The following is a 9,192-nucleotide window of genomic DNA, read 5'->3' on the forward strand; positions in this document are numbered from 1 at the left end:
CCCCTGCCCGAGCCGGGGCCCTCCTCCCCTGGCCACCCGGATGGTCAGTACAGTGATCGCCACTATCGACGGTGGGGGTACGGGGGGCGTCATGGCGCGGCTCGGCATACACCGCGACTTCCTGATGGAATTCGCGGGACTCGAAAAGCACGTGCAAAAACGCGTCTTCGAGGTGTTTGAGAAGTTCGCCGCCACCACGCACGCCGGGCTCCACCTGGAGAAACTGACGCACCAGCGCGATCCGCGCCTGCGTACCATCCGGATCACCGACTTTTGGCGCGGTGTCGTCCTCAAGTCCGATCAGGGGGATGGCTACCTGCTGCTGAAGGTGTTGCCGCACGACAAGGCCAACCATTGGGCGGCAAACCATCGCGCCTCGGTGAACGCCGCCAGTCAGGGCATCGAGATCCGTGACGACGTGGCCCTGGAGCGGGCGACCACCCAACTGTGGGCAGCAACACGACAGGACGGCACGCGACTGTTCGCGGAATCGACGTACCCGGACAAGGTGCTGCGCAGCCTCGGCATCGACGCCGAGATCATCCCCATTGTCCGGCTCATCCCCGACGAGGCCCACCTGGAGGCCCTGCACCGGGTTCTTCCCGAGCAGCAGTACGACGTCCTGCTCGGGCTGGCCAGCGGCATGTCCCCCGAGGCCGTGGACCGCGAGGTGGTGCAGGTGTATGCGGCGGCGGCTCGGGACGCGACTAACCAGGCGGCCGATCCCCTGGATGCGGCCATGACCCACGCGCGCGGCCGCATCGCCCTGGTGTCGGGCACGGAGGAGCTGCGCGAGATCTTGGAAAGGCCCTTCGATGCCTGGCGCGTGTTCCTGCACCCCAGCCAGTACCGGATCGCCTACCAGGAGTCCTACCGCGGCCCAGCCCAGGTGCTCGGGGGCCCGGGCACCGGGAAGACGGTGGTCGCCCTGCACCGCGCCTTGCACCTGGCCCGGCGGCTGCCGGCCGACGCGCCGGACAGCCGCATCCTGCTCACCACCTACACCCGGGCGCTCGCGACGGAACTGGAGCGTTGCCTGGGCCTGTTGATTTCCGACGACCGGCTGCGGGCGAAGATCACCGTGATCAACGTGGACGCGCTGGCCTACGACATCGTGCGCGGCACGCACGGCGGCAGCCCCGTCAAGCTGGTCACCGATCAAAAGGAGATCACGGCCCGCTGGGCACGCATCATCCGGCAGCTGAACCTCGACTTCGCCGACGTGTTCTTGGACCAGGAGTGGCGCCATGTCGTCCTGGCCCAGGACCTGCGCAGCCCCGAGGCCTACCTCAAGGCCCCCCGCCACGGACGCGGCACGGCCCTGCCGCCCATCCAACGGCTGCAGGCGTGGCGCGCCATCGAGGCGTTCGAACAGCAGCTGCACCAGTTGGGCGAGCGGACCTTCCTGCAGATCTGCGCGCAGGCCACGAGCCGCTTGGCCGAGCAGGCCGAGCCGCCGTTCCGTCACGTGATCGTGGACGAGGCACAGGACCTCCACCCGGCCCAGTGGCGCTTTGTGCGTGCGCTCGTCCCGGAGGGGCGCGATGACCTGTTCATCGCGGGTGATGCCCATCAGCGCATCTACGGCAACAAGGTGTCGCTGCGGTCCCTGGGCATCTCGATCACCGGGCGTTCCCACCGGTTGCGGATCAACTACCGAACGACGCACGAGATCCTGGAGTGGGCCTCGTCCCTGCTCACCGGTATTCCCGTCGACTCGGCCGACGAGGACGCCTCGCTGGCCGGCTACCGATCCACTCTGCACGGTCGCCGCCCCACGCTCGCGCGTTATGCGTCCAAGGCCGAGGAGATCGCCGCGGCCGTCGCCCAGATCGCCGAGTGGACGGCTTCGGGGGTGGCCCCCGAAGACATCGCCGTGGCCGTGCGCTTCATCCAGCTGGGCCGGGACGTGGCGACCGCGTTGGAGCGGGCCGGCCTGCCCACGCATGTCCTGGGCAGCTCGGCACCCGGAGCAGGTGTGCGCATCGCGACGATGCACCGGATGAAGGGGCTGGAGTTCCGCTGCGTCGCCGTGCTGGGCGTCTGCGAGGGCATCGTGCCGATGCGTGCCGCCATCACCCCCACCGACGTCGACCCGCAACAACACCAGGAGGACATCGCCACTGAACTGAGCCTGCTGTTCGTGGCCTGCACCCGCGCTCGAGAGGACCTGCTCGTCTCCTGCCACGGAACCCCGAGCCCGTTCCTCGCTCCCGTTACCGACGACGGGATGGGAGCACAACGGTGACCGCCGCAGCCGGATCGTGGTCGGCGAGCACGACCTTCTCGATGACGAAGAAGGTCGTGGCTCAGCTCAGGTTCCCGGTTTCGGCCAACTCCGCCAGCGCGTCCTCGGCGCGGCGCAGCACGATGCGGCCGTCACCGGCACTGTAGGCAAGGACTCGGGTGCCGGGGGCCAGGCCGGCCTCGACCAGGATGCCCATGGGGATCTCGGCTCGACCGTTGTCGTCGATCTCCACTTCGGAAGGTTCGCGCAGCATGGAGCCAGTCTTCCACCAGGGCTGTGTCCTGTTCGACTGCCGGGCGGCCAGGAGCGGGGCTTGCATGGGTGCGTCAGACCTGTCCCACGGCCGCGCCACCCGCCGACGGATGTCGGGCTAGTCTCGGCACCGTCCGCCAAGATCCCTATGTTGGTCTGGAGAGGTGCGCACGGCATGACGATGGCAGGGTTCGACGACGTCGAGAAGCCGGCACCGCCACAGCATGCCGACCGCCTCGTCCCGCGGCTGCGCTCGTTGGAGATCTGCGCCGGCGCGGGAGGCCTCGCGCTCGGCCTGGAACGTGCGGGTTTCGACCCGGTGCTGCTCTTGGACGAACGACCGGTGGCCTGCGAAACACTCCGCACAAATCACCCCGAATGGGATGTACGGGTCGTCGACCTGATGGCCTTCGACCCCGCGGAAGAGCAGCAGGTGTACGACGTCGACCTCCTCGCCGGCGGTCTTCCCCGTGTCAAGGGAACCGCGGCGGTCAACCGCACCCGCGGTAGCGCCATCGAACTGGGCCTGTTCAAGGCCGCGATCGAGTTGGTGTACGGGGTGCAGCCGCGAGCCCTGTTGTTGGAGAACGTGCCGGATGTGGTGACCAAGGACGCGTATGCGCCGTTGCGTGAGTTCGTGGCGGCGGAGCTGGGTCATCTCGGCTACGAGCACGCGTGGTTCGTCCTGAACGCGGCCGACTACGGTGTCCCGCAGGACCGGGAGGAGGGGGTGCTCGTCGCCTTCAAGGGCGAGGGTCTGGGCCGCTTTCGCGCCCCCGAGCGCCTGCTGGACCCGCCGCTCACGGTGGGAATGGTGTTGGGTGAGTCGATGGCCGCCGGTGGGTGGGACGGCGCGGCCGCGTGGGCCGCGCAGGCCGACCGTCTGGCCCCGACCATTGTCGGGGGGTCGTGGGAGCGCGGTGGCCCCGATCTCGGCATGACGGGTTCCAAGCGGGCGTGGGCGCGCATGGGCGTGGACGGCGGCACGATCGCGGATGCCGTGCCGGGGCCGGACTTCCACTGGGATCCCGCATTGGGGCGCGAGGGCATGATGGCGCTCACCGTCGAGCAGGTCGCCCTGCTGCAGGGCTTTCCCGACGACTGGAAGATCATGGGGCGCAAGACCGCCCGCTACCGGCAGGTGGGCAACGCGACCCCGCCTCCGCTCGCCGAGGCCTTGGGGCTGTCGATCCGGGCTGCGCTCCTGGCTCGATGAGCAGGTGCGGCCCCGCTGCCGGCCGGGTCGCTATAGACTCCCAGATCATGACCGCCGCACAGCCTCACCAGTCCTCATCTGCACCTTTGCGTATCGTGGACTTGTTCGCGGGCCCCGGAGGTCTGGACATCGCCGCCGAGATCCTCGATCAGAAAACCATCGGCATCGAGTGGGACGACGACGCCTACGAGACGCGGAAGGCCGCCCAGCTGCTTACCGTGCATGGCGATGTCCGTGACTACGGTCCGAACAGCGCGAAGGTGCGCCAGGCGACCGTGCTGGCGGGCGGGCCACCGTGCCAGACGTTCACCGTGGCCGGCTCTGGCGCCGGGCGCCGAGCACTCGAGCGGGTGTTGTCGCTGGTGGACGACCTGGGCACGGCAGAGGACGTCGACGGCCTCGACCTCGTCATGAAGAAGGCCGAGGGCTTCGACGACGAGCGGACCGCGCTGGTTCTGCAGCCGCTGAAGTGGGCGCTGGAGGCCCATTTCCGGGAGCGGCCCTACGAGGCCATCGTCTTGGAGCAGGTGCCCGCCGTGCTTCCGGTCTGGGAGGCGATGGGCGAAGTTCTCGAACGGATCGGCTACCAGTTCCCCCTGGTCGAGCCGGCGGCGCCGGAGGAGGATGGCCAGCTGCTTTTGGGCGAGGTCACCGGTGCGCGCCGACCGGCCAAGCCGTCTCCGCGCGCCTTCGTGCTCCACACCGAGGAGTACGGGGTGCCGCAGACCCGCCGCCGTGCCGTGCTGCTGGCGCGTCTGGGTGAGCGTCCACGTTTTCCCGAGCCCACCCACCGCCCCTACCGCAAGGGCGTTGCGGCCTCCGTGGGTACCCCGCAGCGTGAGCCGTGGGTGTCGATGAGGACGGCGCTGGAGCGCAAGGACCACTTCGTGGTCGTGTCGAACTACGGGACCGGCGGGGATCCCAAGGCGCGTGGCCGGCGTGATGCGACGATGCCGTCGGCGACGGTGACGGGGAAGATCTCCCGAAACCGATTGCAGACGTCGGACGGCAGGGACATCGGCCGCTTCACCCATGCGGAGGCGGGCCAACTCCAGTCGTTTCCACGGGCGTACCCGTGGCGCGGTGGTGCCATCGCCCAGCAGATCGGGAACGCCATCCCGCCGCGGCTGGGCGTGCACATCCTCAGCGCCGCTCTCGGGCTCGAGCCGCCCGGCCAGGAGGTGTGGAAGCGCTTGGAGCAGTGGACTCCTCCCACCCCTTCCGGCGCCGAGCAGGCGCCGGAAGACGCGGGTTGATCATCAGCGCCGTTGGGCTGCGGCCGGCTACGGCGCGCTGAGGTCGGGGGCTGTCCGACGGGGGCTGGGCCGCTGCCGCCTGGGCGCCTCGGCCAGGAGTTTGTCGAACAGGGCGACGAGGGTGTCCACGGACTGTGCGCTCACGCGTCCGTCGTCGGGCCCGTCCGGCAGCCGCTCGAAGGGCACGGCCGGGGCGTCCTGGGCCTGGTCGATCCAGTCCAGGACGGCTTCCCCCTCTCCACCGCCGTCGGGTGCCAGGACGTCGTAGACGAGGGTGCTGCCCGCGGTGTTGACGGCGGAGGACAGCGCGTTGACGTGATCGCCCAGGTGTGGGGTGTGGCCGGCGATCAGGCGGTCGAGGATCCGCACGATCGCCAGTGCGGTGGGGCGGTGGTCGATGACGTCCAGCCGCAGGGTGGTGTTCAGGACGTCCTGCACGCGGCAGGCGGTTTCCACCGGGCGGTAGTCGGCGCCGTCGCGGAAGAGTTCCGCCGCCCACCACAGGCGGGAGAAGGCCTGGGTGTAGTGCGCGCCGCTGAAGCGGGAGGTGGCGGTGGTTTCGGTGCCCCGGTGGCGCCACAGGACGTAGTCCGGTGCGACGAGCAGGGCGAGGTAGTTCCACAGCCGGCCGTCGGCGGCCTCGGCCCGGGTCAGGCGGAGGGTGGCGTGCAGGCGGGGGGCGAGCCAGGCGTCGGCGGCGGTGCGCTGGTCGTCGAAGCGTCGCATCGCCTCCTCCAACAGTTGCCGGAGGGGGGCGGTGTGCCGGCGTGCCTCGGTGGCAGACAGCAGGGTGGCGGCCTTGCGCAGGGCGACTTGAGGCGGTGTCTCCTGCCCGGATTGAATGGCGTGGCTGAGGTATTTGGCCACGATCGTGTCGGGGAGCAGGCCGAGCACCGGGGGGATGTCGTGGGGGGTGGCCGGGGGCATCAGTTCACGCCCTTGTCCGTGCGGTCGACGGTGCGCACCGCGTTGGTCAGTTTCTTGGTGACGCGGCTGCGTTTTCCGGCCGCGTACTGAATCGCGCTCTGCAGTTGGGACCAGCCGAATCCCTGGGTGCGGCGCTCGTTGATGTCGTAGAGGGCGTCGGTGGGTTGGCGGCCGGGCAGGACGTCGGGGAGCATCGTGCGGACGACGGCCTCACGCCAGCCGGTGGGCAGGACGGGGGTGCCGTCCTCGTCGACGTCGAGGTCGCTGATGGCGGTGTGGAACATGGCCGTCCAGGCGTCCTGGGCGATGTGGCTGGCGGTCATGTCGCGCAGCACGCGTTCGGCCGAGGTGCCGCCCTTGGCGGTGAGGACCTCCATCAGGCCTTCGACGGCGGTGGTGTTGAGGTAGACGGTGGGGGTGTCGGCGCTGGTCTCGACGATCCAGGGTGCCTCGTGGAAGGGGCGCAGCCACTCGTGCGGGCCGTCGCGGAAGTCGACCTCGACGATGTCGATCTCGCGGCGTCGGATGGGGGTGGACTCGCGCAGGTCCACGTACCAGTCCTGTTCGGCGGAGCCGACCAGTCGGCCGGCTATGCCCTCGACGGTGGCGATGGCGTGCATGGTGAGTGTGGCGCGGCGCAGGTGGTGGTCCTTGCCGAGGTCGATGGTGCCGTGCCAGTCGCCGCCGGTCGTGCGTGTCAGGTGGGAGGTGGTGCGCGTGTTGGTGGCCTTTTCGGTGAGGACGGCCAGGCAGGTGACGTTTGTGAAGGGGCCTTGGGCGAGCTCGGGTTCGGGGAGGTGGGCCTTGAGGTGAAGCGTGGCCCGCGTCCAGTGTTCGCGGCCTGATCGGTGCAGGGCGACGGTGCGTTCGGTCGTCGACACCTGCGCGTACGGGAGCGGGGTGCCGTCCACGGTGACGGCAGTGATGTCGAAGGCGATGTCGCCGAACAGGGTCGGGTAGGGGAAGACGGATTTCACGCGGCGCCTTTGCGGGGCTCGAGGATGTCGACGGCCAGGCGTGCGAAGGCGCCCTTGACGGGGTGGGTGGCGGGGTCGGTCACGCCGGTGAAGACGGCGGTGCGCACGCCGGGTTCGATGATGAGGTGATCGCCTTCGGCGCGGCAGCTTTCCGAGCCGACCAGCAGCGACCAGTCGATGGTCGGCCTGCCGCCGGAGCGTACGTCGAATTTGGCGACGGGGGTGAGCAGCCAGGGGTCGTCGGCGTCGGGGAGTTTGAGGGTGACCGTGACGTTCCAGGCCCCGGTGTCTTCCAGGTGGGCGCTGAGGGTGCGCACCGTGGGGAAGGACTGCGTGCGGCGTGGGCCGGCGCCCTGAGGGGTGTCGGTCTCGAGGGTGAGCAGTTCACGCAGGACGCTCGGTCCGCCGGTGCGGGTGGCCTCGCGGCGGACGGCGAGGGAGCGTGCCGCCTTGTCGATGCCGTGGCGGAATTCCTTGATGCGGCTGAGCGCGCCGCGCTCGTAGCTGGTGGTGAGTTCCTCGGTGCGGTCCCAGCGGTCGTGCTCGGGCGGTTCGGAGGCCCGCAGGAACGCCTCCGCCAGGTCGACGTCCTCGCCGGTGCGGCCGGTCGCGTAGCCGGCCAACAGGACGGCCTGGAACGGCATGGTGCCCAGAGGTAGGTCGCGGGGCCGCTGTTCGGTGATCGTCATGCGGTTGCCGCGCATGCACACGATGCGGTTGAAGCGCTCGTCGGTGTCGTCGGCCGGGGTGAGCAGCAGGACGGCCGGGTGTTCGCGGCCTTTGTCGCGGGCGCGGCCGGTGCCTTTGAGGGGGGTGACCAGGAGGGGTACCTCGGCGTGGGCGACGTGGTCGCCGGCGGTGAGTTCGGGAATGGTCTCACCGTCGAGGTAGGCCTGCAGGGCGCGGGCGAGGGCCGGGTGGTGGGCGTGGGGGTCGACGCGTTCTTCGGGTATGACCACCTGTCCGTTGCGCAGGGTGGTGACGCGGGCCTCCAGCAGGGGGCCGGCGTCGCGGCCGCCGATCATCGCGGCCCAGAAGCCGTCGGCGAGGGAGCGTACGCACTTGTCGTGCATCTCCTGCAGCGTCTCGGCATCCCCGGAGGCGTCGTGGGCGCCCACGACGAGGAAGGACGTGCCGGGCTCGTCGCTCGTGCGCTCCATGTGCAGGTCGCGCACGGTGGTTTCGTCGGCCCACCAGGATCGGGCGACGTCTTTGCGTTCGGGATCGGTGTCGGGTTCGCCGAACCATGCGGGTCCCGCGTAGGCCTCGCCGTCGAGGGTGTGCCAGGGCAGGTCCAGGCGTCCCACGACGCGGCGGTGGGTGCGGCCCTCGTGTGCCTCACCGAGGGTGGAGTTGACCAGGACGAGGCCGAAGCGGCTGGTGGCCCAGAGCGTGGCTTTGCCCAGTCCGTAGGAGCCGCCGGCGCGACCTCCGGCACTCTTGTGCGAGTCGAGGGTGCGGCGTACGACCGCGGCGTAGCGGCCGTCGCCGTATTCGGGGCCGGTCAGGCCGAAGGCGTTGTAGTCGTCGATGCGCAACAGCAAAAGGGAGCGGCTGTCCGCCAGTTCGTCGAGCGCGGCGCGCAGGCCGCGGGAGACTTTCTGTCCGCCGGCGGCGGCGTGCTCGTAGTGCGCGCTCAGCTCGTCCCAGTGCACGGCCTTGAGGAAGGCGTCCAGGTGGTCGCCGCTGAGTTCGTGGAGCATGTAGTGCACGCGCACCGGCTGGTGCGCCTCGAAGCGCTCGTCGAGGGAGTTCTGCGTGGCCTCGCGCGCGAGGACGGACAGGTCGGCGTCGAAGGCGAAGGCGGCGACGTTGCCGTATTCGCGGCCGCCGTCGGCGTGGGCCGGCCTGTGCTGCCACACCAGGGGCAGGTCGAGGGGGACGTCGGCCGTCCTGGTCACCAGGGAGGCCAGATCGGTGCCGAGGATCTGCGCGATGTGTGCCTTGACGTCCTCGCGTGGCTCGGCGCGTCCGGTGATCCACGCGGAGACCGCGGCGCGTGTCTTGCCCAGCTCGATGGCGAGCTGGGCCTGCGACATGCCCGCGCGCCGCAGTTGCCGTCCGAGCCACGGCCCGAACGCTTCTGCCTGTGGCCCTGTCATGGCGGTGGGTCGACCTCCGTCGGTCGTGTCGGTTCGTCCCGATGCGGGCATGCCGGCGATGCTAGCAGGCATCTTTGACATCCACTCGCGTGTCAAAAATCAATAGACGACGGTCCTGCCGGTGGCGCTTATAGCAGGCGCCACTGACAACGCCACTGCGAGTTGACGGGACATCAGAAGTTGTCAAAGCGGCTGGACATCGCAGGCCACAGGG

At 69.8% G+C, this 9,192-nt stretch carries 7 protein-coding genes; 3 read left to right on the forward strand and 4 right to left on the reverse strand.

What is annotated here, in order from left to right:
- Positions 1 to 91 precede the first annotated feature (91 nt).
- Positions 92 to 2,248, forward strand: a complete 2,157-nt coding sequence (locus tag ACQEXA_RS59990; protein ID WP_433135154.1) for a UvrD-helicase domain-containing protein — start codon at positions 92 to 94, stop codon at positions 2,246 to 2,248.
- 61 nt (positions 2,249 to 2,309) lie between these two features.
- Here the strand turns inward: ACQEXA_RS59990 and ACQEXA_RS59995 are convergent, their stop codons facing one another.
- A complete protein-coding gene (locus ACQEXA_RS59995) occupies positions 2,310 to 2,567 on the reverse strand; it encodes a hypothetical protein (protein ID WP_433135155.1) in 258 nt (85 codons plus the stop codon).
- A gap of 108 nt (positions 2,568 to 2,675) precedes the next feature.
- Here ACQEXA_RS59995 and ACQEXA_RS60000 point away from each other — a divergent pair, with 108 nt between their 5' ends.
- Both ACQEXA_RS60000 and ACQEXA_RS60005 read left to right on the forward strand, forming a co-directional pair.
- Positions 2,676 to 3,716, forward strand: coding sequence for a DNA cytosine methyltransferase (locus tag ACQEXA_RS60000; RefSeq protein WP_433135157.1), 1,041 nt, complete (start codon positions 2,676 to 2,678; stop codon positions 3,714 to 3,716).
- A 95-nt stretch (positions 3,717 to 3,811) separates the two neighbouring features.
- The gene (locus ACQEXA_RS60005) at positions 3,812 to 4,972 is read left to right on the forward strand and encodes a DNA cytosine methyltransferase (RefSeq protein ID WP_433135159.1); all 1,161 of its coding nucleotides are present in this window, start codon (positions 3,812 to 3,814) and stop codon (positions 4,970 to 4,972) included.
- A 27-nt stretch (positions 4,973 to 4,999) separates the two neighbouring features.
- Here ACQEXA_RS60005 and ACQEXA_RS60010 read toward each other — a convergent pair whose 3' ends face one another.
- The 3 genes from ACQEXA_RS60010 to ACQEXA_RS60020 are packed head-to-tail and all read right to left on the reverse strand — an operon-like array spanning position 5,000 to position 8,978.
- Entirely contained in the window at positions 5,000 to 5,899 is a 900-nt protein-coding gene (locus ACQEXA_RS60010) for a DUF6339 family protein (protein WP_433135160.1), read from the reverse strand.
- Positions 5,899 to 6,876 carry a hypothetical protein gene (locus ACQEXA_RS60015; protein ID WP_433135161.1) on the reverse strand — a complete coding sequence of 326 codons (978 nt, stop codon included), beginning with the start codon at positions 6,874 to 6,876 and terminating at the stop codon, positions 5,899 to 5,901. Before ACQEXA_RS60015 ends, ACQEXA_RS60010 begins: the two co-directional genes overlap by 1 nt.
- Positions 6,873 to 8,978, reverse strand: coding sequence for a helix-turn-helix domain-containing protein (locus ACQEXA_RS60020; RefSeq protein ID WP_433135162.1), 2,106 nt, complete (start codon positions 8,976 to 8,978; stop codon positions 6,873 to 6,875). The genes ACQEXA_RS60015 and ACQEXA_RS60020 overlap by 4 nt, the downstream gene beginning before the upstream one ends.
- Positions 8,979 to 9,192: the final 214 nt, after the last annotated feature.

It is taken from the genome of Streptomyces sp. CA-106110, assembly GCF_050936285.1.
Classification (GTDB): domain Bacteria; phylum Actinomycetota; class Actinomycetes; order Streptomycetales; family Streptomycetaceae; genus Streptomyces.

Excerpts from the sequence above, each read along its gene's own strand:
- ACQEXA_RS59990 (WP_433135154.1), top strand. The coding sequence starts at position 92 with ATGGCGCGGCTCGGCATACACCGCGACTTCCTGATGGAATTCGCGGGA.
- ACQEXA_RS59995 (WP_433135155.1), bottom strand. The coding sequence starts at position 2,567 with ATGCAAGCCCCGCTCCTGGCCGCCCGGCAGTCGAACAGGACACAGCCC.
- ACQEXA_RS60000 (WP_433135157.1), top strand. The coding sequence starts at position 2,676 with ATGACGATGGCAGGGTTCGACGACGTCGAGAAGCCGGCACCGCCACAG.
- ACQEXA_RS60010 (WP_433135160.1), bottom strand. The coding sequence starts at position 5,899 with ATGCCCCCGGCCACCCCCCACGACATCCCCCCGGTGCTCGGCCTGCTC.
- ACQEXA_RS60020 (WP_433135162.1), bottom strand. The coding sequence starts at position 8,978 with ATGACAGGGCCACAGGCAGAAGCGTTCGGGCCGTGGCTCGGACGGCAA.